The organism is Rhodococcus sp. 3258 (genome assembly GCF_031456475.1).
Lineage (GTDB): Bacteria > Actinomycetota > Actinomycetes > Mycobacteriales > Mycobacteriaceae > Rhodococcoides > Rhodococcoides fascians.
Map to the genome: position 1 here is coordinate 180,393 of NZ_JAVDUT010000005.1, position 22,312 is coordinate 202,704.

General features: G+C 65.9%; 25 protein-coding genes and 1 tRNA gene. 14 read left to right on the forward strand and 12 right to left on the reverse strand.

The window, feature by feature from the left end:
* The first annotated feature begins 51 nt into the window (after positions 1-51).
* The 5 genes from J2X62_RS17005 (at position 52) to J2X62_RS17025 (ending at position 4,906) form a co-directional block, all read left to right on the forward strand.
* Entirely contained in the window at positions 52-525 is a 474-nt protein-coding gene (locus J2X62_RS17005; RefSeq protein ID WP_027494510.1) for a Dps family protein, read from the forward strand.
* Positions 526-608: 83 nt separating this feature from the next.
* Entirely contained in the window at positions 609-1,298 is a 690-nt protein-coding gene (locus J2X62_RS17010) for an HAD family hydrolase (protein WP_310182096.1), read from the forward strand.
* Positions 1,295-3,094, forward strand: a complete 1,800-nt coding sequence (locus tag J2X62_RS17015; protein WP_310182097.1) for a glycoside hydrolase family 15 protein — start codon at positions 1,295-1,297, stop codon at positions 3,092-3,094. The genes J2X62_RS17010 and J2X62_RS17015 overlap by 4 nt, the downstream gene beginning before the upstream one ends.
* 30 nt (positions 3,095-3,124) lie before the next feature.
* Positions 3,125-3,925 (forward strand): SDR family NAD(P)-dependent oxidoreductase, encoded by an 801-nt coding sequence (locus J2X62_RS17020; RefSeq protein WP_027494507.1) that lies wholly within the window; start codon positions 3,125-3,127, stop codon positions 3,923-3,925.
* A gap of 9 nt (positions 3,926-3,934) precedes the next feature.
* On the forward strand, positions 3,935-4,906 hold the full coding sequence (locus J2X62_RS17025) for an LLM class F420-dependent oxidoreductase (RefSeq protein WP_032387954.1): 972 nt from the start codon (positions 3,935-3,937) through the stop codon (positions 4,904-4,906).
* A 61-nt stretch (positions 4,907-4,967) separates the two neighbouring features.
* On the opposite strand, the gene J2X62_RS17030 is transcribed toward J2X62_RS17025, so the two are convergent.
* The 3 genes from J2X62_RS17030 to J2X62_RS17040 all read right to left on the reverse strand — a co-directional run bounded on the left by J2X62_RS17030 (position 4,968) and on the right by J2X62_RS17040 (position 6,491).
* Positions 4,968-5,393, reverse strand: a complete 426-nt coding sequence (locus J2X62_RS17030; protein WP_310182101.1) for an SRPBCC family protein — start codon at positions 5,391-5,393, stop codon at positions 4,968-4,970.
* A gap of 80 nt (positions 5,394-5,473) precedes the next feature.
* Positions 5,474-5,547 (reverse strand) — tRNA-Pro (locus J2X62_RS17035).
* Between the two features lie 17 nt (positions 5,548-5,564).
* On the reverse strand, positions 5,565-6,491 hold the full coding sequence (locus J2X62_RS17040) for a metallophosphoesterase (protein ID WP_228139376.1): 927 nt from the start codon (positions 6,489-6,491) through the stop codon (positions 5,565-5,567).
* Between the two features lie 197 nt (positions 6,492-6,688).
* Here J2X62_RS17040 and J2X62_RS17045 point away from each other — a divergent pair, with 197 nt between their 5' ends.
* Positions 6,689-7,153 (forward strand): GatB/YqeY domain-containing protein, encoded by a 465-nt coding sequence (locus tag J2X62_RS17045; RefSeq protein ID WP_310182103.1) that lies wholly within the window; start codon positions 6,689-6,691, stop codon positions 7,151-7,153.
* 66 nt (positions 7,154-7,219) lie between these two features.
* Here J2X62_RS17045 and J2X62_RS17050 read toward each other — a convergent pair whose 3' ends face one another.
* On the reverse strand, positions 7,220-9,571 hold the full coding sequence (locus tag J2X62_RS17050) for a penicillin-binding protein (protein WP_027494501.1): 2,352 nt from the start codon (positions 9,569-9,571) through the stop codon (positions 7,220-7,222).
* Between the two features lie 293 nt (positions 9,572-9,864).
* On the opposite strand from J2X62_RS17050, the gene J2X62_RS17055 reads away from it, so the two are divergent.
* Positions 9,865-10,188, forward strand: a complete 324-nt coding sequence (locus J2X62_RS17055; RefSeq protein ID WP_008712729.1) for a WhiB family transcriptional regulator — start codon at positions 9,865-9,867, stop codon at positions 10,186-10,188.
* Positions 10,189-10,208: 20 nt separating this feature from the next.
* Here J2X62_RS17055 and J2X62_RS17060 read toward each other — a convergent pair whose 3' ends face one another.
* Together J2X62_RS17060 and J2X62_RS17065 are read right to left on the reverse strand one after the other, a co-directional pair.
* Complete coding sequence (locus tag J2X62_RS17060; protein ID WP_027494500.1) at positions 10,209-11,339, reverse strand: ArsA family ATPase; 1,131 nt, start codon at positions 11,337-11,339, stop codon at positions 10,209-10,211.
* A complete protein-coding gene (locus tag J2X62_RS17065; protein ID WP_027494499.1) occupies positions 11,336-12,343 on the reverse strand; it encodes an ArsA-related P-loop ATPase in 1,008 nt (335 codons plus the stop codon). Before J2X62_RS17065 ends, J2X62_RS17060 begins: the two co-directional genes overlap by 4 nt.
* A 105-nt stretch (positions 12,344-12,448) precedes the next feature.
* Between J2X62_RS17065 and J2X62_RS17070 the strand changes: the two genes are divergently transcribed.
* Complete coding sequence (locus tag J2X62_RS17070; protein ID WP_072691993.1) at positions 12,449-12,616, forward strand: DUF4177 domain-containing protein; 168 nt, start codon at positions 12,449-12,451, stop codon at positions 12,614-12,616.
* A 4-nt stretch (positions 12,617-12,620) separates the two neighbouring features.
* Positions 12,621-13,079: a RidA family protein gene (locus tag J2X62_RS17075; protein ID WP_027494498.1), complete on the forward strand. Its 459-nt coding sequence runs from the start codon at positions 12,621-12,623 to the stop codon at positions 13,077-13,079.
* On the opposite strand, the gene J2X62_RS17080 is transcribed toward J2X62_RS17075, so the two are convergent.
* Together J2X62_RS17080 and J2X62_RS17085 are read right to left on the reverse strand one after the other, a co-directional pair.
* Positions 13,060-14,448 (reverse strand): wax ester/triacylglycerol synthase domain-containing protein, encoded by a 1,389-nt coding sequence (locus J2X62_RS17080; RefSeq protein WP_310182456.1) that lies wholly within the window; start codon positions 14,446-14,448, stop codon positions 13,060-13,062. The two genes, J2X62_RS17075 and J2X62_RS17080, sit on opposite strands and share 20 nt — an antisense overlap.
* 13 nt (positions 14,449-14,461) lie before the next feature.
* Complete coding sequence (locus J2X62_RS17085; protein WP_167327181.1) at positions 14,462-15,322, reverse strand: Gfo/Idh/MocA family protein; 861 nt, start codon at positions 15,320-15,322, stop codon at positions 14,462-14,464.
* Between the two features lie 71 nt (positions 15,323-15,393).
* On the opposite strand from J2X62_RS17085, the gene J2X62_RS17090 reads away from it, so the two are divergent.
* Positions 15,394-16,185, forward strand: coding sequence for an MBL fold metallo-hydrolase (locus J2X62_RS17090; protein WP_310182120.1), 792 nt, complete (start codon positions 15,394-15,396; stop codon positions 16,183-16,185).
* On the opposite strand, the gene J2X62_RS17095 is transcribed toward J2X62_RS17090, so the two are convergent.
* Positions 16,186-16,860, reverse strand: coding sequence for a Crp/Fnr family transcriptional regulator (locus J2X62_RS17095; RefSeq protein WP_027494494.1), 675 nt, complete (start codon positions 16,858-16,860; stop codon positions 16,186-16,188).
* 255 nt (positions 16,861-17,115) lie between these two features.
* A complete protein-coding gene (locus tag J2X62_RS17100; RefSeq protein WP_310182123.1) occupies positions 17,116-17,385 on the reverse strand; it encodes a hypothetical protein in 270 nt (89 codons plus the stop codon).
* A gap of 173 nt (positions 17,386-17,558) precedes the next feature.
* On the opposite strand from J2X62_RS17100, the gene nth reads away from it, so the two are divergent.
* The 4 genes from nth to marP are packed head-to-tail and all read left to right on the forward strand — an operon-like array spanning position 17,559 to position 20,801.
* Entirely contained in the window at positions 17,559-18,245 is a 687-nt protein-coding gene (gene nth, locus J2X62_RS17105) for an endonuclease III (RefSeq protein WP_205912677.1), read from the forward strand.
* A 50-nt stretch (positions 18,246-18,295) separates the two neighbouring features.
* Complete coding sequence (locus J2X62_RS17110; protein WP_222089886.1) at positions 18,296-18,904, forward strand: TlpA disulfide reductase family protein; 609 nt, start codon at positions 18,296-18,298, stop codon at positions 18,902-18,904.
* A 23-nt stretch (positions 18,905-18,927) separates the two neighbouring features.
* Positions 18,928-19,614 carry a CoA pyrophosphatase gene (locus tag J2X62_RS17115; RefSeq protein WP_032364742.1) on the forward strand — a complete coding sequence of 229 codons (687 nt, stop codon included), beginning with the start codon at positions 18,928-18,930 and terminating at the stop codon, positions 19,612-19,614.
* Positions 19,611-20,801, forward strand: a complete 1,191-nt coding sequence (marP, locus tag J2X62_RS17120) for an acid resistance serine protease MarP (RefSeq protein ID WP_027494489.1) — start codon at positions 19,611-19,613, stop codon at positions 20,799-20,801. Before J2X62_RS17115 ends, marP begins: the two co-directional genes overlap by 4 nt.
* Positions 20,802-20,811: 10 nt before the next feature.
* Here the strand turns inward: marP and J2X62_RS17125 are convergent, their stop codons facing one another.
* Both J2X62_RS17125 and J2X62_RS17130 read right to left on the reverse strand, forming a co-directional pair.
* A complete protein-coding gene (locus J2X62_RS17125) occupies positions 20,812-21,744 on the reverse strand; it encodes an alpha/beta hydrolase (RefSeq protein ID WP_310182125.1) in 933 nt (310 codons plus the stop codon).
* A 24-nt stretch (positions 21,745-21,768) separates the two neighbouring features.
* A complete protein-coding gene (locus J2X62_RS17130; protein WP_032373800.1) occupies positions 21,769-22,263 on the reverse strand; it encodes a phage holin family protein in 495 nt (164 codons plus the stop codon).
* Positions 22,264-22,312: the final 49 nt, after the last annotated feature.

Here is a 22,312-nt window from a genome sequence, read left to right on the forward strand (position 1 = left end):
CAATAATGACGTGCGATGCACACCGTCGTACAACGGCAGGGAGGCCACATCATGACGAACCCCATCACCAGCACCCTCGACGCAGGTCAGCAGAAGATCGCGGGCGACGCTCTGCAGGGCACCGTCGTCGACCTGATCGATCTCTCGCTCATCGCGAAGCAGGCGCACTGGAACGTGATCGGCAAGAACTTCCGGTCCGTGCACCTCGAGCTCGACGAACTGGTCACTGCTGCACGTGAATTCACCGATCAGGCGGCCGAGCGCGCCACCGCTATCGGTGTCAGCCCGGACGGCCGGGCAGCCACCGTCTCCTCGACGGCAGGAACCAAGGGATTCGGTGCCGGGTGGACCCAGGACAGCGAAGTGGTCCCGGCCATCGTCGACAACATCGCTGCCGTCGTCGACCGGCTGCGTGGACGCGTCGCCGATACCGCGGAAGCCGACCCGGTGACGCAGGACCTGCTCATCGCCATCACTGCTCGGCTCGAGCAGCTGCACTGGATGTGGCAGGCCCAGGCCAGCTGAAACCTGAATTCGATGCGGGCCCCTCACCGGTGGTGAGGGGCCCGTTTTGTTTGCGTGTACAGCCCATGGGTATTCGTACGCCCATGTCTGAAAGTGCTCCGAAGGTCGACGCGGTGTTGTTCGATATCGACGGCACGCTCGTCGATTCCAATTACGTCCATGTCGACGCGTGGTCCCGCGCGTTCCGCGATGCCGGGCACGAGGTGTCGTCGTGGCGCATTCATCGCAGTATCGGGATGGACGGGTCGAAGTTGCTGGAAGCGTTGGTCGGTTCATCCGACAGCACGCTCGCGCAGGAAGCGAAAACCCTGCACGGGGAGTATTACGCGGCGGCGTCGAAGACCTTGGAAATCCTGCCGGGTGCACGAGAGCTGTTGGCAGAGCTGAGTACTCGCGAGGTCACCGTGGTGCTCGCGACGTCCGCTCCGGAGTCCGAGCTGTCGACGTTGCGTGATCTGCTCGAGGTCGAGGATTCGGTAGCGGTGGTGACGTCCGGCGAGGACGCCGAGGTGGCGAAGCCGGAGCCCGACATCATCGGTGTTGCGCTCGAGCGCGCCGGCGTCGACGTCGAACACGCGATCATGGTGGGAGACAGCGTGTGGGACATCGAATCCGCGGGCCGGGCAGGGGTGCGGGCCATCGGCGTGTTGAGCGGCGGTATCTCACGCGCAGAGCTGCTCGACGCGGGTGCGGTGGCAGTGTTCGACGACCCGGCCGATCTGCTGGAACACCTCGCCGAGAGCCCGGTCCTTGCCGACAAGGCAAGTGCTTGAGCAACTTCCGAAAGCCTTGTCCGAGGGTCGACGGGTACGTCCCCATCGAAAGTTACGGCGCGATCGGTGACGGCCGAACCGTCGCGATGATCGCCGACGACGGCCGCATCGATTGGTTCCCGGTACCGAATCTCGATTCGCCACCGCCGTTCGCCTCGCTGCTCGACGCCCCGCACGGTGGGTACATCGAACTGACGCCCAGAGGCGAGTTCACCGTCGAGCGCGAATTCGTGCCCGGTACAAACGTTCTGACCACCACGTTCCGCACCGACGGCGGTACCGTCCGAATCACCGACTCGCTCAATACCGGTGTGGCCGGGCGATTGCCGTGGGTGGAGTTGGCACGCCGTATCGACGGACTCGACGGAACAGTCGACATGACGTGGTCCGTCGCACCGGGCACGATGCTCGGTATCGCGTCGCCGTGGGCGTACGACACCGAGCACGGAACCGTCCTGCGCGTCGACGGATTGACGCTGGCAGTCCGGACTTTGGGGATCGAAGACGTGCAGCTCGCGGATCGCGACATCAGCGGCGTCTTCACCACGCGCTCTGGTTCGCGTCACGTCATCGGTGTGGTCGGAACCGAGAACGAGCCACTGCCGCTGCCGGATCCTCGACACCTCGACGAGGGCATCGACCGGACCATCGACAATTGGCGCGTCTGGTCGGACGAGTTCTCGTACGAGGGCCCGTGGGCGAAGCACGTCGCTCGTAGCGCGTTGGCATTGAAGCTGTTGCTGCACAGTCCATCCGGTGCTATCGCGGCGGCAGCGACCACGTCACTGCCCGAGAATCGCACCGGTGGCAAGAACTGGGACTACCGGTACGCCTGGGTTCGGGACGCCGCGTACACCATTCGGGCGCTGCAACGGTTCGGTCTGCGTGAGGAAATCCATGCGGCGGTCGCGTGGCTGCTGAAGGTCATTCGAGTCAACGGTCCGTTGGTTAACGTGTTCTACACCCTCGGCGGCGAATTGCCGGGCGGCACAGAGCAGCCCGACGTGCCCGGCTGGCGCGGCATCGGACCGGTGGTCAACGGTAACGCCGCGGCGGACCAACTCCAGCTGATGATCTTCGGAGACCTGTTCTCGATCATTCGGCAGTACGTGGACGCGGGCAACATTCTCGACGCGCAAACCGGCCGGCTGTTGGCGACCATCGCGGACGAGGCCTGCGACTCGTGGCAGCGCAAGGATGCCGGTATCTGGGAGCTCGAGGTGGAGCAGCACTACACGAGCTCGAAGCTGGGGTGCTGGCAGGCGCTGGACTGCGCGGTGCACCTGGCCGAAGCCGGGGAGATCCCGGGCATACCGGATCGGTGGAAGGCCGAGAAGGAGTGCATACGGCGGTACATCGAAACCGAGTGCTGGTCCGAGGAGCGGCAGACCTACCTCGCTTACCCGGGTGCCGACGGGCTCGACGCGTCGGTGCTGTTGGCAGCCGAGATGAATTTCGATCGCGGAGAACGTATTTCGGCCACGATCGATGCGCTCGGCGAGGAGCTCGGTGCCGGGCCGTTGATGTACCGCTACAGCGGAGTGTCCGAAGAGGAGGTCACGTTCGTGGCCTGCGCGTTCTGGCGAGTGTCGGCGCTGTCGTGCGTCGGCCGCGACGACGAGGCCACGGCCCTGATGGACCAGTTGGTGGAAATGTCCAACGACGTCGGGCTGTACAGCGAGATGATCGATGCTTCGGATGGGTCGTTTCTGGGTAACTTCCCGCAGGGCTTGAGCCACCTGGCCCTGGTGAATGCGGCGTTGACCATCGCCCGTTCGCACGACGCCACAGCCTGACAACCGACCTCTAGCGCAAAGTGGGATCGAATGGATTTGGGAATCGACGGTAGAGCCGCACTGGTGACCGGAGCCGACTCCGGCATCGGGTGGCACACTGCGAAGCTGCTGCTGGCCGAGGGCGTACGGGTGGTCGTCAGCGACAAGGACCAGAGTTCGTTGGACGAGGCCGCCGCGAAACTCGGTGCAGCAGAGGGACAGCTGTTCGCGTTCGCCGCGGACGTGACCGACACCGAGGCCGTCGAGAACCTGGCAGTGCGCACGCAGCAGGCCGTGGGCGACATCGACATTCTGGTGCAGTCCTCTGGCGTCACCGGCGCGCAGGGGCTGTTCCACGAGATCGACGAGGAAGGGTGGCGCTCCACCCTCGACATCGACCTCATGGGCCCGGTCCGCTTACTGCGCGCGTTTCTCCCCGCCCTCCGGCGCGGTGGATGGGGGCGCATCGTGCTGTTGACGTCCGAGGACGCCGTGCAGCCGTACGACGACGAATTGCCCTACTGCTCGGCCAAAGCCGGAGTTCTGGCTCTGGCCAAGGGGCTTTCGCGCAGCTATGCGTCGGAGGGCCTACTCGTCAACGCGGTCTCACCCGCATTCATCCACACCCCGATGACCGACGCGATGATGGACAAACGAGCCGAGGAGAAGGGCACCGACAGAGACGGCGCCATCGAGAGCTTCCTCGACGAGGAGCGTCCGTACATGGAACTGGGACGCCGCGGCGAACCCGAGGAAGTGGCCTCGGTGATCACGTTCCTGTGCTCGGATCGCGCGTCCTTCGTCAACGGATCCAACTACCGAGTCGACGCCGGTTCCGTCGCAACAATTTAGGAGAACAGCATGACCAATTTCGGATACACGTTGATGACCGAGCAGAGCGGTCCCAAAGAGCTGGTGAAGTACGCCGTTGGAGCCGAGAAGGTCGGCTTCGACTTCGAGGTCAGCAGTGACCACTACTCGCCGTGGCTTTCGTCCATGGGCCACTCTCCTTACGCGTGGACCACTTTGGGTGCGGTCGCGCAGGCCACCGAGCGCGTCGAGCTGATGACGTACGTGACGTGCCCGATCATCCGGTACCACCCGGCCGTTGTCGCCCAGAAGGCCGCGACATTGCAGATCCTGGCCGACGGACGTTTCACTCTGGGCCTGGGCAGCGGCGAGAACCTCAACGAGCACGTCGTGGGTGAAGGCTGGCCGTCCATCGACAAGCGACAGGACATGTTCGTCGAGGCACTCGAGATCATCCGCGCACTGCACGCCGGTGGCCTGGTCACCTACGAGGGCAAGCACTTTCGCGTCGACTCGGCTCGGATCTGGGACCTGCCCGAGGGCGGCGTCCCGATCGGCATCGCAGCCGGCGGCGAGAAGGCCGTGGCGAGGTTCGCCGAGTACGGCGATCACCTCATCGCTACCGAACCGGATGCTGATCTCGTCAAGGCGTGGTCGGACAACCACGACGGACCGGCGCGGTCCATCGGCCAGATCCCCATTTCGTGGGATCCCGACAAGGATGCAGCCATCGATCGCGCACACGACCGTTTCCGCTGGTTCGCCGGCGGTTGGGCCGTCAACGCGGATCTGCCGACGACGGCTGGTTTCGCCGGTGCGACGAAGTTCGTCAGGAAAGAGGATGTGGCCGACACGATCCCGTGCGGACCGGACCTGGACGCGATCGTCGAGGCCGTGAAGCCGTACTGGGAGGCCGGTTACACCGACATCGCGCTGGTGCAGGTGGGCGACGAAACTCAGGAGCGCTTCCTGGCCGAAGCGGCCGGCCCACTGTTGGAGAAGCTGCGCGCTGCGTCCAGCTGAGCACACACGACGAGACCCCGATCGAGACCATCGATCGGGGTCTTGTCGTTGTGCGGCTGTGCTACCGAGCCAAGCGCGGCAGGTTCTTCGAGATGCTCGACGTCAGTGCCTTGCCGACGATCGCGGCGAGACCGGGGATCGGGGCGTCGAATCCGATTGTGTAGTCGAGTTCGGTACCGCCGTCAGTGGTGGGGGTCAGCTTCTGCACACCCCAATGACCGCGTAGCGGGCCACCTTTGGTGATGCGGTACTCGATGAGGGTGTTCGGCTCGGAGACGGTGGTGGTCTCCTCGAACGCGGGGAGTGGCCCCAGCTTCAGGCTACGAGCCGATCCGACGCCGTTGCGGGAGGTGTCTCCGTCGCGCACCCGGCGGATCTTGGCCAGGAACAACGGGCCGAGGTTCTCGTGTTCGGACAGCGCGGCGAAGACGGCGTCGGGAGACGAAGCGAACCGATGGGTGACATGAACGCGGGTGGGGGTCGGCATGCCTCACAGTAGCGCCGATCAGGCAAAGAAAAGGGACCCGCTCGATTGAATCGAGTGGGTCCCTTTTCGTGGTCCAACTGTCGGGGTGGCGGGATTCGAACCCACGACCTCTTCGTCCCGAACGAAGCGCGCTACCAAGCTGCGCCACACCCCGTGTACCGCTGGAGAAGTCTAACTCACGACTGCCTCAGAACGCGAAACGCCCTCGTCGGAGACGTCCTTCGGGCCCTTTCTGGGGGCGGGAGTGAGCGTGATCAGGGTTGCTTCGGGGCGGCAGCAGAAGCGGGCAGGCGCGTACGGCGAGGTCCCGAGACCGGCGGACACGTGGAGCTGCGTGTGCGCGCCCCACTTGGACGGACCCTTGACCCGGGAGCGGTCGATCTCGCAGTTCGTCACCAGCGCACCGTAGAACGGCAGGCACAGCTGGCCGCCGTGGGTGTGCCCGGCGAGGACGAGGTCGTAACCGTCCTGTGCGAACTTGTCCAACACCCGGGGCTCGGGGGAGTGGGTGATGCCGAGGCGCAAATCTGCCAACGGGTTCGGCTGGCCGGCGATGGTGTCGTAGCGATCGCGCTTCAGGTGCGGATCGTCGACGCCCGCCGATGCGATCCGGACGCCTGCGACCTCGAGTTCGCGGCGGACATGCGTCACGTCGAGCCAGCCGCGTTCGGAGAACGCAGCCCGCAGATCACGCCACGGCAGCGACTCGCCCGTCGTGCGCTTGTGGTTCTTGTCGAAGTACTTGAAGGGGTTCTTCGGCTTGGGCGCGAAGTAGTCGTTGCTGCCGAACACGAACAGTCCGGGACGCGACAGCAGCGGCCCGAGGGCCTGCACGACGCTGGGAACGGCGCGTTGGTGCGACAGATTGTCGCCGGTGTTGACCACGAGGTCGGGTTCGAGGCGGTCCAGTTCGCGGAGCCAGTTCTGCTTCATCCGCTGGCCCGGCATCATGTGCAGGTCGCTGATGTGCAGTACTCGCAGCGTCGCGGAGCCGGGTTCGAGCACCGCCATCGACGTCTCACGGAGCGTGAACGCGTTGCGCTCGACGAGGGTGGCGTAGCCGATGCCCAAGGCCGCAGCACCCGCCGTCCCGATCACCGAGCTCTTGAGCGGTGCCGCTCTGACGACGTCGCGCGTGTGCTCGGCAACCGACCGCAGCTGCGTGGAAGCGCTGCGCAGTTGCGCCGAGGTTGGCAGTAACGAGGAACTGAAGTGAACGGCCACCCAGTCCACGATACGGCAGCAAGCCGATATGGACGCGCGAGCCGACGGCTGGGCCGCGTAGCGTTTCTGCCATGTCCGAACTCAAGGCCCGTATCCGAACCGACCTGACCACAGCGATGAAAGCGAAGGACAAGCTCCGGCTGGCAACGCTGCGCATGATCCTCGCCGCCATTCAGACCGAGGAGGTCTCCGGCAAGGAGGCCCACGAACTGACCGACGACGACGTCCTGAAGGTGCTGGCGAAGGAATCGAAGAAGCGCGGCGAATCGGCCGAGATCTACACGCAGAACGGTCGCGGCGAGCTCGCCGCCAACGAGCACGCCGAGGCGCAGATCATCAACGAGTACCTGCCCACTCCGCTGACGGACGAGGAACTGGCCACCATCGTCGACACCGCCATCGCCCAGGTCGCCGAACAATTGGGTGAGCGACCGGCCATGAAGCAGATGGGTCAGGTCATGAAGATCGCGTCGGGACTCGCCGTCGGTAAGGCCGATGGATCCCGCCTGTCGAAGGCCGTCAAAGACCGCCTGTAGTGCGCTCCGCGCAGTGGTGCGGTTATGTGCCCCAGGAGGGCCGTAACCACACCACTGCCGCAGGCACTAGCGAGGAGCGGTGAGCCCGGGGATTGCCGGTATCTGGATACCCGGCGGCAGGTCCGGTATCTGGATACCCGGCGGCAGGGCAGGGGCCGGAGCCGGTGCCGGGCGAACCGATCCGTCACTGACGTAGATCGTGATGTTCGATCCGGGAACCGCACTGCCCGACGGTGACGTCGACACCACGGTTCCGCGCGCAGCCTGATCGGCCGTCGTCACCGCGGTCACCTGGAAGCCCGCACCCTGCAGCGTGGACGTCGCGGACGACTGGCTCTGGCCGGTGACGTCGGGTACCTGTCCGTTGGCCGAACCGCGGACGTACTTCTGATCGACCGGTGGAAGTTGGACGGGCCCGAAGTTGGTGGCGATCGGGCTCATCGCGTCGAACCAGGTTCTCGCGGGTTCGTTACCGCCGTACAGGTTTCCCGAACCGCAGGGCCGAAGCGGGAACGAGCAGATCTCGCTGGGCGTCGGTGAGTCGCCGTAGGTGTACACGGCGGCGGCGTAATTGTTGGTGAACCCGAGGAAGCCCGAGGATCGGTTCGACTCGGTGGTACCGGTCTTGCCGGACATCGGCAGATTCCAGCCGGCCGAGGCAGCGGCGGACGCGGACGTGCCACCTGCCTGGTCGTCCTTGCTCATAGCGTTGGCGAGGGTGTTCGCCAGACCGGGTTCGACGACCTGCTCGCAGGCCTGGTGAGCGACGGGAACGGGCTTGCCGTCGCGGTCGAAGATCGAGTCGATCGGGGTCGGCGGGCACCATTTGCCACCGGAAGCCAAGGTCGCGGCCACGTTGGACAGCTCCAGCGGGTTCACCCAGGTGGGTCCGAGGGTGAACGAGCCGAGGTTCTGACTCTTCTGGAAATCGGCCATCGACTGCTCGGCACCCGAGGAACCCGGGTCCGTGTACGAGCGCAGGCCGAGACGGACGGCCATGTCGACCGTCGGCGTGACGCCGACGGACTCGATCAGCTTGACGAAGGCCGTGTTGGGGGACTGAGCCAGCGCGTCGGTGATGGACAGCGCGGGTGGGTAGTTGCCCGCGTTCTCCACGCAGTAGGTGGAGGCCGGGCAGTTACGAGCACCACCGTCGCCGACGCCCTTGACCTCCACGCGCTTGGGGACCTGCAGCGTTGCGCTGGTGCCCAGTCCGCGTTCCATGGCGGCGGCCGTGGTGAAGATCTTGAAAATGGAGCCGGCTCCGTTACCCACGAGGGAGTGCGGTTGCGGCTGCACGGTCTCGTCGGCGTCGGCGTTGAGGCCGTAGGTGCGGCTGCTGCCCATCGCCAGGACGCGGTGCTGGTCCTGGCCCGGGGCGACGACGTTCATCACCGTCGCCACGCCGTCGAGCGAGGGGCTGGTGTTGCTGACCAGCGCGGCCTTGGTGGAGTTCTGGACCGCGGGGTCGAGCGTCGTGCGGATGAGGTACCCACCCTTGTCTATTTGCTCCTGGCTGATTCCGGCCTGAGCGAGGTACTGCAACGCGTAGTCGCAGAAGAATCCCCGGTCTCCTGCGGCGATACAGCCGCGGGGCAGGGTCTGGGGGACCGGCAGCACGCCGAGGGGCTCGGCCTTGAGTGCGGTGAGCTCGGCCGCACGCTCGGGGAGGTTCTGGATCATCGTGTCGAGCACGGTGTTCCTGCGCTCGATCACACCCTCTTCGTTGGTGTACGGGTTGAGGGCCGAGCTGGACTGGACCATGCCGGCGAGCATCGCGGCCTGGACGGCGCTGAGCTGGCTGGCATCGATGCCGAAGTACGTCTGAGCCGCGTCCTGGATGCCGAACGAGGCATTACCGAACGGCACCAGGTTGAGGTAGCGGGTGAGGATCTCGTCCTTGGTCAGTTCCTTGTCGAGCGTCAACGCCATCCGGATCTCGCGGATCTTGCGGGCGGGCGTCGTCTCGATGGCGGCGCGTCGCTCGGCGTCGGTCTTCGCCACGACCAGTAGCTGATAGTTCTTCACGTACTGCTGGTCGATGGTCGATGCACCCTGCTGGACCTGGCCGCTGGTGGTGTTGGTCAGGAACGCGCGCAGTGTGCCCTGCCAGTCGACGCCCTGGTGCTCGGCGAAGCGCCGGTCCTCGATGGAGACGATGGCCAGCTTCATCTCGTTGGAGATCTTGTCGCTCGGTACCTCGAAGCGGCGCTGCTCGTACAGCCACGCGATCGGGTTGCCGTTGACGTCGGTCATCGTCGAAACAGCAGGTACGGCACCCTCGACCAACTCGGCCGAGACGTTGTCGACGGTATCGGCGGCGCGGTTGGACGCGAACCCGAACCCACCGGCCAAGGGGAACATCACGCCGGCGAGCAATGCACCGGCGAGTGCTGAACATCCGGCGAGCTTCGCCACGGTTTTTCCAACTGACACAGAGCACAGCGTACGTGTGCCTCGTTCGGATCGGCAGTGCCCCGCATGCGTTGTGCGCTGCGCCCCTGCTCGGGACGCCCGTACCAGAAATGTGACCTCACCGTCTTGCATTCGGGGCCGGGTTTACCTAAATTATGAGCACAGTGTGATTCGCATAACACTTGATAATGAATGTGGGGCAGCTCCTAGAATTTGTGCTTCGACACCGAGGTACAAACTGCTCGGAGCCTCCAGGACGCCCAGTGAGGGCGACCGAGACGTAAAGGGGATCCGCCATGCACACGACAACCGCGCCGACGCGACTCGATGTAGAGGAAGCAGAAGCACGTATCGCTTGGGTGTCACACGCTCGGTGCAAGGGCACGGATCCGGACCAGCTGTTCGTCCGGGGTGCAGCGCAGCGCAAGGCCGCGACCATCTGCCGGCACTGCCCGGTTCTGATGCAGTGCGGTGCGGATGCGCTCGACAACCGCGTCGAGTTCGGTGTGTGGGGTGGCATGACGGAGCGTCAGCGCAGGGCACTGCTCAAGCAGCACCCCGAGGTCGACTCCTGGTCCGAATTCTTCGAGACCCAGCGTCAGCAGCAGGCGGCGATCTGACCGCCTGCCGGTACGGCCGATCAGCCTCTGCGGGTCAGCTGGTCGGCCACCGCGCGTAGTGCGGCGAGGTCGGAGACCTCGAACGGCAGGGACGGAACACCGACGATGGGCACGCGGGGGTGCGCGCCGGTGAAGCGTTTGAGCAACCGCACCTCGCGCGCCGCGGTCACCGCGCGTTGAGCGTGGATACGCAGCACCGCAGCAGTCAGTTCGGCACCGGGGTCGTCGATCCGGTCCAGGAGATCGGCGGCAGTGGCGGCGTGATCGGCCTGCACCGACGACAGCGTCGGATGCGTCCGGTTCACCACCAGTCCGGCCAGCGGCATGTTCTCGGCGGAGAGTCGCTCGACGAAGAACGCGGCCTCGCGCAATGCGTCGGGCTCGGCAGCGGCGACGACGAGGAAACTGGTGCCGTCCTCGCGCAGCAGTTGGTATGTGCGCGTGGCGCGTTCGCGGAAACCGCCGAACATCGAATCCAGCGATTGCACGAAAGCTGAAGCGTCGGAGAGCATTTGGCTGCCGATGACGGTCGAGACGCCGCGCATCGCCAGGCTCATCGCGCTGGTGACGACGCGGGTGATTCCTCGTCCGGGAGCGGTCAACAGCCGGATGAAACGACCGTCGAGAAACGACCCGAGCCGTTGCGGAGCGTCGAGGAAATCCAACGCGTTGCGCGACGGCGGAGTGTCCACCACGATCAGATCCCACGACGCGTCGAGGGACAGCTGCCCCAGCTTCTCCATCGCCATGTACTCCTGCGTGCCCGAAAAGGACGACGCCACAGTCTGATAGAACGGGTTGGCCAGAACCTGCGCCGCCTTTTCCGGCGTCGAATGTTCGATGACCATCTCGTCGAACGTGCGCCGCATGTTCAGCATCATCGCGTGCAGTTCGCCCTTGGCGTCGGCACCCAATTTCACCGGCTGCGGGCTGTTGTCGAGGTCGCCGAGCCCGAGGGCCTGGGCCAGCCGGCGAGCCGGATCGATGGTCAGCACGACGACACGCCTGCCCTGTTCGGCGGCACGCAGAGCCATCGCCGCTGCGGTGGTGGTCTTCCCGACACCGCCTGCGCCGCAGACCACGACGATTCGTGACGCGGGGTCGGTGAGGATGCGGTCGACGTCGAGTTCGGTTGCTGCTGGTCGAGTCATCGGACACCCTGTTCTGCGAGCGTGGCGGCGAGCTCGTACAAGCCGCCGAGGTCGACGCCGTCGGCCAACATCGGCAGCGTCATGCGTGCAACGTCGAGTTCGTCGAGTTGTGTTGCGCTCTCCACCTGAGCGGACAGCGTCGACGCGTGCTCGATCGATTCGGTCAGTAGACCCGCGAAATCGGCTTCGGACAACGTGATTCCGGTCTTGGCCAGACCCTCCTGAATTGCGACGGCGTCGATCTCGCCCTCGGCGATGGGTTCGAGGGAGTCGGCAGGCAGGTACGTCGGCTCGGTGCGGTTGACGATCACCGTGCCCAGGCGGAGGTCGGCTGCTTCGAGCTCGCGTACCGCATCTGCCGTCTCCTGCACCGGCAATGCTTCGAGCAGGGTGACCAGGTGCACGACGGTGTCCGACGAATGCAGCAACCGCACCACGCCCTCGCTCTGCGAGCGGACCGGGCCGCCCTTGGCCAGGTCGGCCATGGCCTTGGTGACGTCGAGGAAGTTTCCGATGCGGCCGGTGGGCGGCGAATCGACGACCACCTCGTCGTACGCGCGGTTGCCCTTCTTGTCGGTGCGCACCACGCACTCCTTGACCTTGCCGGTCAGCAGTACGTCACGCAGGCCGGGCGCGATGGTCGTCGCGAACTCGATGGCACCGATCTTGCGCATCGCGCGGCCGGCGAAACCGAGGTTGTAGAACATGTCGAGATACTCGAGGAACGCGGTCTCGATGTCGATCGCCAGCGCGTAGACCTCGCCGCCGCCGTCCGCCGAGGCGACGCGGGTCTCCACCGGCGGGAGCTGCGGCACGTCGAACAGCTGCGCGATGCCCTGCCTGCCCTCGACCTCCACCAACAACACTCGCCGGCCACCCGCGGCCAGCGCCAACGCCAGCGCGGCAGCGACCGTCGACTTACCGGTACCGCCCTTGCCGGACACGAAATGCAGCCGCGCGGCATCCGCCTTCGCCGGCCATCCCTCTTGCTTCGATGTACCCACGCCTCGACCATATAGAGACGCGATGCCGGTCGTCCGACAGAACCGAGAATCACCCGATCGCAGTGACGCACCCCTCGTACTCCGGTGGGCGATAGGCTTCGGGTCATGAGCGAAAAGATCATCTGGGAGTACTTCACCGCACCGGTGCTGATTCACGCCACCAAGCAGATTCTCGACAACTACGGCTCCGAGGGCTGGGAGCTCGTGACGATCATGGCGGGACCGAACGGCGGCGACACACTGGTCGCGTACTTCAAGCGTCCGAAGGGCTGACGCCGTGGCGAACTGGAGCGAACGCCTCTCCGAGCTGGGCATCGAGCTGCCCGACGTCGTTCCGCCGCTGGCCGCGTACGTCCCCGCTGTACAGGTGGGTTCGCTCGTCTACACCTCCGGTCAACTGCCGATCGTGGACGGAAACCTGACCTCCGTGGGCAAGGTGGGTGCCGATGTGTCGGCCGAGGACGCCACGGCAGCTGCGCGGATCTGTGCGTTGAACGCGCTGGCCGCGGTGCATGCGTTGGTCGGTATCGACTCGGTCGCACGCGTGATCAAGGCCGTGGGCTTCGTGGCCTCGGCGGAGGGCTTCACCGGTCAGCCCGGTGTCGTCAACGGAGCCTCGAACGTCATCGGCGAGATTTTCGGTGACGCAGGCAAGCATGCCCGCTCGGCCGTCGGCGTCGCGGAACTTCCGCTCGGTGCGTCGGTGGAAGTGGAGCTCATCGTCGAACTGCAGTAGTCGACGTCCCATGAAGTGCACCGCAGGTCTCGTCGACTGCGGAACGCAGCAGGTCGGCATACACGGCGTGATCGGGGACCGTCGTCGGGCAGGCCGTCACACAGACGGTGACGACGTCCCCGTATCCGTACACGGCGTGGGTGATGCTGCAGCCCGGGCTCAGCGACGCGACCCCCGCGCACAGGGTGGCCCGGCTGGACCCCAACTCGAGGTCCAGACCGGTTCGGTTGACGCTGGTCACCACGGTATGGCTGGTGACACGCTCGGGCGTACCGCTGCGAGGGGCGACGAGCCGGGCGCGGCGACCGAAGCCGAGCAGTAGCGCGGCCGGGTAGAGCTCGGCCGACCGAGTGGCGTCGATGTGGCGGCGATCGTTCACGCGTTCACGCTGCAGGTTCAGCGCATGCGCCACTGCCGATGCTCGGTCGGGCACGTCGGTGAGCTCGGGATGCAGATCGACGGCAGCCGGGACGGTTCGGTTGACGGCAGGCCAGGCCGCCGACGTCTCGATCGCGGTGGGAACCGTGGCGCGGATGCGGGTGCCGTCCCTCTCTCCGTGCGCAGCGAGATACGCCGACAACGCCGCTCCGACGGCGGTGAGCGCGGTAGCCGTGACGGTGGCCGGCCCGCCTGTCCACTGCGACTTCGGGAACTGCAGGACGTGCACCGCTCTTGTTTCGTCGGGATGGGCGTTGACGCGCGTGGGTTCGACCGGTGCGGGGGCAACCAGCTCCCCGGTCCGCACGGCGTCGAGATACGTCTGCTGTGCCCGCCCCATCCGCCGCTGCGACCGCGCCCAGCGGTAGGGCAGGAGCGCCGTCGCAACGACCGCATCTCGCACGCGACGTGGACGAGAGACGGCAGGGTCGTCGGGGAACGTGACGTTGTCGGTCGGCTCGTCCGGTCCGAAGAGAGCGCGAACGATGCGGGTACCGACCGACCCGTCGGACAATGCGTGGCTGACCTGAACGATCACGACGGTGGCCGCACCGCGGATACCGTCGACGCCCGACAGGCCCCGGCCGACGTGCACGGTCCATGCCTGCGTCGTCGCATCGACCGGAACGCACACGCGTTCGGCCAGAAACGAATTCAGTGTGTGACGACCGTCGGAGAGATCGTGGTCGACCACGTGGTCACGAGGCGGCGTCGGGTCCCTGATCCATCGGGGGTACTCCAACAGACCTACCGCATCGCCGATGCGAATCTGCAGTCTCGGAACGAATCGAGCGCGTCTCTCGACGTGGGCCACGACGTCGTCGAACGTCGGTGGCTCGTGGTCCCCCGAGTCGAAGACGAACGTCGTGTACTGGTCCATCGAGCGATGCGGGGCCGAGGTGTAGTGGAACATCGCATCTTTGACGTCCATGGTGGTCACACGATCAGGGTGCCCACTCCCGCGCCCGATCAATCACCCTCTGCAAGTGCAGTCCTCGGTGTACCGAGCATTCGTGGTCGACACCCGATTCCACCGACTCGAGGAACTCGTCCAGCAGTACGGCGTAACAGTCGGTCGACGACGTGGATCGGTCGGTGAAGGTGTCGACTCCGGCGGGTCCGGACAGCTCGATCCGCATGAGCGACGGCATGACCGGTGTCCGCAGCGACAATTGGACGGTGCTACGCGCGCCGCCCTCGTGTTCGAGTAGAACGGTCCAACTGTCCGACGCCACGTCGCGGTGCGAGTAGGCAACGCGCGCAATGGTTCCCAGTGCCGCGTCGAGGAGATCGAAGACGTGTGGCCCGATGTCGAGGATCGCCCCGTCGTCGTGTCGCCACTGCGATTCCGAGTACGCCCCGCCGAGAGTGGCGCCGGAGAACCAGGTTCCGGAGCCGGCTGCCCAGGGGCGGCCCGCTGTCGAGGCGAGGAATTGCCTTGTCTCCGGGGCGAATCGGAGTGTCAGAGTCACCATCGAACGAACTCCGGCGGTGGTGACGGCCTCGGCCAGTTCTTCGGCCTCTGCCACGGTGGCGGCAATGGGCTTGTCCAGCAACACATGTTTGCCTGCTCGCGCGGCGCGGAGCGCGAACCCGGCTTGCACGGCCGGTGGTACCGCGAACGCCACCGTGTCGACGGCATCGAGCAGGGCGTCGAAGGACTCGTAGACGGGTGCACCCAAATCGGCCGCAGCGTCCGGTCTGCGGGCCCACACTCCGGTGAAGTCCACTCCTGGATGGGCGAGCAGCGAGGGGGCCTGAGTCTTGCGGGCCCAGGGGCCGGCTCCGACGAGTCCGATCTTCATATGCGTCGACGTTAGTCGTCGGCACCGGTCCTGTTCCACCTCGAGAACAGTGGGCGTCCTACAGTGTTTCAATGGCCGACTCGAACTTGACGCATCCCGCCTACGGACTGGTCCGGCACGTGACGCCCACGGCGTCGGTTCTGCTCGCGGAGAACCCGGGCAAGATGACGCTCGACGGAACGAACACGTGGATTCTGCGGGCACCGGGTTCGGAGGAGTGCATCGTCGTCGACCCGGGTCCGAAGGACAAGGCCCATCTCGACGCCGTCGCCGCGTCGGGCACGGTGGTGCTGACCCTGGTGACCCATCGCCATGCCGATCACACGGCAGGGTTGAAACGGTTTCACCGCAAGACAGGGGCACCGGTGCGGGCGGTGGGGGAGAAGTTCCTGCACGGCGGCGGCGAGCGGTTGGCGGACGGCGAGGTCATCGATGCGGCGGGTCTACGGATCCGAGTGCTCCACACGCCCGGTCACACGGCGGATTCGGTGAGCTTCGTGCTCGACGACGCGGTCCTGACGGGAGATACGATCCTCGGCCGCGGCACCACGGTGCTCGACCCGAAGGACGGCTCGCTCGCGGACTATCTGAATTCGCTCGATCGGCTCGAGGCCGCCGGTGCGGGCAAGACGGTGTTGCCGGGGCACGGGGCCGATCTACCGGACACCGCCGAGGTGGCGCGACTGTATCGCGTTCACCGTCGGCAGCGGCTGGATCAGGTGCGGGCGGCGTTGGCCGAGATCGGAGACGACGCCAAACCGATGCAGGTGGTGCGCCACGTCTACTCGGACGTGGACAAGAAGTTGTGGCCGGCTGCGCGGATGTCGGTCAAGACGCAGCTGGCCTACCTCAGGGAGAACTAGCTAGCGAGCTCGGCGAGCCAGGCGCTCGGAGTCCGAGATCAGTACGGACTTGCCCTCGAGGCGCAGCCATCCGCGGTGCGCGAAGTCGGCCAGTGCCTTGTTGACGGTCTCGCGCGACGCTCCGACGAGCTGAGCGATCTCTTCCTGCGTCAGGTCGTGGGTGACGCGCAGCGATCCCGCTTCCTGGGTGCCGAAGCGCTGGGCGAGCTGCAGCAGCGCCTTGGCCACGCGTCCGGGGACGTCGGTGAAGATGAGGTCGGCCAGGTTGTTGTTGGTGCGACGCAACCGGCGAGCCAGGACGCGCAGCAGCTGCTCGGCGATCTCGGGGCGCTGATCGATCCAGTCCTTGAGGGCCGCGCGGTCCATGCTGACTGCGCGCACCTCGGTGACCGTGGTGGCCGAGGACGTGCGAGGGCCGGGGTCGAAGATGGAGAGCTCGCCGAACATGTCCGACGGTCCCATGATCGTCAGCAAGTTCTCGCGGCCGTCGGGGGAGCGTCGCCCGAGCTTGATCTTGCCGGAAACGATGATGTAGAGCCGGTCTCCGGGCTCACCCTCGTTGAACACCACGTGTCCCCGGGGGAAATCGACAGGCTGCAGCTGCTTCGTCAGTGCCGCAACCGCAGAGGGTTCGACTCCTTGGAAGATGCCGGCCCGTGCCAGGACGTCGTCCACTTGCGCTCCTTTTGGGATGTCGGCGATGCGGTGACCCGCACCCCCGAAGGCGTCTGTACACACTCGTCTCACCACCGAATCGCGCTGCGATTCAGGCGTCGATGCCGATGCAATGTTCAAACACAACAATTACCTCAGGGGAGTCTACTTCGACTCGGCCGAAACCGAGTGATCGACGCCACCACAGGTTGCCAGAGGAACGGTACGTCTGTTCGCGTTCACCGTAAATTCATCCGAATGCGGACAAATGGGTGCTCAACTGGCCCGTTGGTCGACCATGCCGTCGCGCGTGTCGATCGTGCGCGGAGGAGTCTGGTGACGCTTGCGGGAGTTGAACCGAGCCAGGGCGTGGGGGAAGCCCTCGTTCGCCAGTATGGCGACCTCGGACTTGCTCGCCTGATCGAGGAATTCCTCTACTTCGTGCTCCCGGACGCCGAGCTTGCTGAGCCGGAACTCGACGCGCTCCATCGCGAGTGCGAAGAGCATGAGTAGTACCGGAAAGAGCACCACGGCGAGTCCTTGCATACCGGCCAGTTAACACCGAAAAGGTCTCGATACAAACACAGCTCGGCGCGCTCGCGTAGTTCGTTACGCATTCTTGTCCGTACAGTTGTGGCGTGGAATCGACAGCCCCGAAACGCCCCGACGTGCGCAAACGCGAGGAGACGCGACTCGGCCTCGTGCGGCGGGCCCGGCGGATGAACCGAACGCTCGGGGTCGCGTTTCCGCACGTCTACTGCGAACTCGACTTCACCACGCCCCTCGAACTCGCCGTCGCGACCATCCTCTCGGCGCAGTGCACCGACAAGCGCGTCAACATGGTGACTCCGGCCCTGTTCGTGAGATACCGCACAGCTCGCGACTACGCCGAAGCCGACCGAACCGAACTCGAAGAGTTCATCCGAACCACCGGCTTCTACCGCAACAAGGCCAACTCGCTGATCGGGCTGGGTCAGAAGTTGCTCGAGAACTTCGACGGCGAAGTCCCCGCATCGTTGAAGGATCTGGTGACGTTGCCCGGCATCGGCCGGAAGACGGCCAACGTCGTGCTCGGCAACGCGTTCGACGTTCCCGGCATCACCGTCGACACCCACTTCGGCCGACTGGTGCGGCGCTGGCAGTGGACCGAAGAAGAGGACCCCGTCAAGGTGGAGCACGCCGTCGGCGCGCTGATCGAGCGGAAAGAGTGGACCGTGCTCTCCCATCGCGTCATCTTCCACGGTCGACGCGTCTGCCACTCCCGCACGCCGGCGTGCGGGGTGTGCGTCCTGGCCAAGGACTGCCCGTCGTTCGGCCTCGGCCCGACCGATCCGGCGACCGCTGCAGCCCTGGTGAGAGGCCCCGAGACCGATCATCTGCTCGCTCTAGCCGGAATCGTGTCGTGAACAAGGCCGCACTCCGCTGGTCTTTGGTCGCGCTCATTCTCGTCGTCGGGATGGTCTATGCCCTCTGGCCACGCAATGAATCTCCGGCAACGCAGCGTGCCGATGGTCCCGGTCTGGGGCAGCAAGGACCGTCGACGGCCGAGCGTCGTGCCGCCGATACTCCCGAGGCTCTGGCACCGCTGCGGCAGACTGCCGGTCTCGACGCATGTCCGACGCCGTCGGGCGCTGCAGCAGGCCCGTTGACGGGCATCACCCTCGAATGCATCGGCGACGGCTCGTCCGTCGACCTCGGCCAGGCTCTGGCCGGGCGACCCGCACTGCTCAACATCTGGGCCTACTGGTGCGGCCCGTGCGCGAAGGAGTTGCCGTACCTGCAGCAATACGCGCAGCGGGCGGGTGATGCAGTCACGGTGTTGACCGTCCACAACGATGCCAACGAGTCCAACGGGCTGACCCGTCTGGCCGAGTACGGCGTCACGCTGCCCGGCGTTCAGGACGGTGCCGGACGCGTCGCCGCGGCGGCGGAAGCGCCGAACGTGTTGCCCGTATCCGTTTTGATATCTGCGGATGGCACTGTCGCCAAGGTGCTGACCGAACCCTTCACAGGCGTCGACGACATCGCCGACGCAGTCCGCGAGAACCTCGGAGTCGCGTCGTGAGCGCACCCGAGTGGCTCGGGCGCATGCTCGACGTCGCCGGCAGCGAAAACGGACTGACCGACACCACCGGCATCAACCCGGTACTGCAACGACAGGCGCAGCCGGCCGATCGAACCCGCTCGGCGGCGGTGTTGGTGCTGTTCGGCGGTCCGGCTGCCGCCGATCCGACCGCGCCCGGTGGGCTACCCGCCGAGGCCGACGTTCTGCTGACCCAGCGGGCGTCGACCTTGCGCGACCACAGTGGGCAGATCGCCTTCCCCGGCGGTGCCACCGACCCGGGTGACGACGGGCCCATCGGAACGGCGCTGCGGGAGGCCCAGGAAGAGACCGGTCTCGACCCGGCCGGCGTCGTACCGCTCGCGACGATGCCCGGCATCTACGTGCCGCCGTCCCGATTCGACGTGGTTCCCGTGCTCTCGTACTGGCGGAGTCCAACCCCGGTCCGCGTCGTCGACGCCGGCGAAACCGAGCGCGTGGTGCGAGTTCCCCTGCGCGAGCTGCTCGATCCGGCCAACCGATTCCAGGTGCGTCACCCCGCCGGCTACCAGGGCCCGGCCTTCTCGGTGCAGGGAATGCTGGTGTGGGGATTCACGGGCGGTATTCTGGCGGGCCTGCTCGCTGTGTCGGGCTGGGAGTCCGAATGGGACACGGGGGATATACGCGATCTGGAGGCCAGCTTGACTGCGGTAGGAGCGAGGCTCGATCGGTGACGGGTTCAGGGTGGGTCGATATCGCGGTGCTCGCCGTCGCGCTGCTGGCGGCGACGTCGGGATGGCGACAGGGGGCGGTGGCGTCGGCGCTGGCGTTTCTGGGAGTCGTTCTGGGTGCCGTCGCCGGAATTCTGGTGGCACCGCACGTGCTCGAACACGTCGACGGATCACGCACGAGGGTGTTCGTCGGTATCGCGTTGATCGTGGTGTTGGTGATCGTCGGTGAGGTGGCCGGCATGGTTCTGGGTCGTGCGTTGCGCAGCGGAATACATTCGCGCTCAGCAAGATCGGTTGACAGCACGATCGGGGCAGGTCTGCAGGCCGCGGCCGTGCTCGCTGCCGCATGGTTGCTCGCCATTCCGCTGACGTCCTCGTCGCAGCCCGAGGTGGCCAGTGCCGTGCGTGGCTCGACGGTCCTGGGCAAGGTCGACGAGGTGGCACCCGAGTGGCTGCGTCAGGTGCCCAAGGAATTCTCGGCGCTGCTCGACACCTCCGGGCTGCCGGACGTCATCGGTCCGTTCGGACGCACTCCGGTCGCCGACGTCGCCGCTCCCGACTCCGGGATCGCCGCAGGCCCCGTCCCGGTGGCGTTGCAGGCGAGCGTCATCAAGATCAACGGAATCGCCCCGAGTTGCCAGAAGGCGCTCGAGGGTTCGGGTTTCGTCGTCGGGCCGGATCTGGTGATGACCAACGCCCACGTGGTGGCCGGTACCTCCGAGGTGACCGTCGATTCTCCGGACGGCCCTCTCGACGCCGACGTCGTCCTGTTCGATCCCGAAGAAGATGTTGCAGTGCTTCGTGTTTCGCAGCTGCAGGCTCCGGTGTTGCCGTTTGCGCCGAACCCGGCCGAATCCGGATCCGACGCCATCGTGTTGGGCTACCCGGGCGGCGGTCCGTACACGGCGAGCCCAGCGCGCATTCGCGAGATCATCAACCTCAGCGGACCGGACATCTACCGCACCGGAACTGTTCAACGTGAGGTCTATACGGTTCGCGGATCGGTGAGGCAGGGCAATTCCGGTGGGCCACTGGTCAATTCGAACGGTGAGGTACTCGGTGTGGTGTTCGGTGCTGCCGTCGACGACCCCGATACCGGATTCGTCCTGACCGCAACCGAGATCTCGGACGAGCTCGCCCGCAGCTTCGATGCGCCGGTCAGTGTGGGGACCGGCGACTGCATCGTCTGACGGCGGGACGTCAGCTTTTCAGCGCGACGCGCAGGATTTCCTCGGACACCACGTCGGGGGCTTCCTGGTGCACGTAGTGCCCCACGTCCCGCACCGTTCGACGGGTCAGCCCCGGTGCCCAGTGCCGATCGCGATCGAGGGTGGTGGGTAGGACGTACGGATCGAGGTCACCGCTGATCTGCGCGACGGGGATCGAGGTCTTCACGTCGACGGCGTCCATGAAGCGTCGGCCCTCGGCGCGGAACTGGCTACGGAACGCCCAGCGCTGATATTCGAGTGCGCTGTGCGCGGCCCCGGGAATTCGGATGGCCGAGCGCATCTTGCCTGCGGTATCGGAGAAATCGTCGGTGCGCTGCCACTGCGACCCGGCGCGGCTGCGCATCAATTCTTCCACTGCCGCGCCCCCTCGCCGGGTGAGCAGCTTCTCGGGGCGCAGCGGAACTTGATACCGAATGAAGTGCGGCAGCAGAGCACCGCGCTGTTCAGAATCCTTCAGCACGGCGCGGCGCAACGAGATCGGGTGCGGTGCATTGATCAGGACCATCGAGCGGACCATTCGCGGATGCAGAGCCGAACTCGCCCAGCACACCAGGCCGCCGTCGGCATGACCTACGAACGTCGCATGTGGGTACCCCAGCGCGCGAACGAGACCGACGATGTCGCCGGCCAGGGTCCATCCGTCGTAACCACGTGGGGGCTTGTCGGAGTCGCCGTAGCCGCGGAGGTCGACTGCGACCGCTCGCACTCCGGAACTCGCGAGCGCGTCGAGCTGGTGATGCCAGGAGTACCAGAAGTCGGCGAAGCCGTGCAGCAGCACCACCAGCGGGGCACCGGGAGCATGCTCGCCGACCTCCACGGTGTGGAACCGGATTCCGTTGGCATGGATGTCGCGATGGATCCACTGTCCCGGGTAACGGACCGTGGACGGATCGGGATGATTCATACTGCTCGACTCGCCGGGCGTCGTCTACTTCTTGTAGCCGGGGATTCCGGGAATGCTCTCGTGCTGGTTGGGCAGCACGGTCGACGCCTGCTTGAGGGAGTCGATGGTCTTCTCGGGCTTGCGCAGTTTCTTGACCCTGCGGTAGCCGAGGAACCCGAACAGGCCGGCAACCAGCACCATGAACACGAAGACGATGAGGAACGAGGCCCAACGGTAGAGCCACACGTCGAGGAGTTCGGCGGCGAAGAAGAAGAAGAAGAACGAGCTGAACAGCAGCACCGTCAGCGCGACGATGAAGAAGACGCTGCCCTGCAGACCCTTCTTGACCTCGCCGGTGACCTCGGCCTTGGCGAGGGCCACCTCGGCACGCACCAGCGTCGAGACCTGAGTCGTGGCGTCCTTGACGAGGTTTCCGATGCTCGCGCTACCGGGTGTGCGGGCATCGACATCGGTGAGAGGTATCGACGAAATCGTGTTCGGGACGCCGTTGCCGTATCCCTTGTCATTGCTGACGCTCAACTCTCGACCCCTTGTAATCGCTGTGCTCGGTATTGCGGTGATCGCTCTG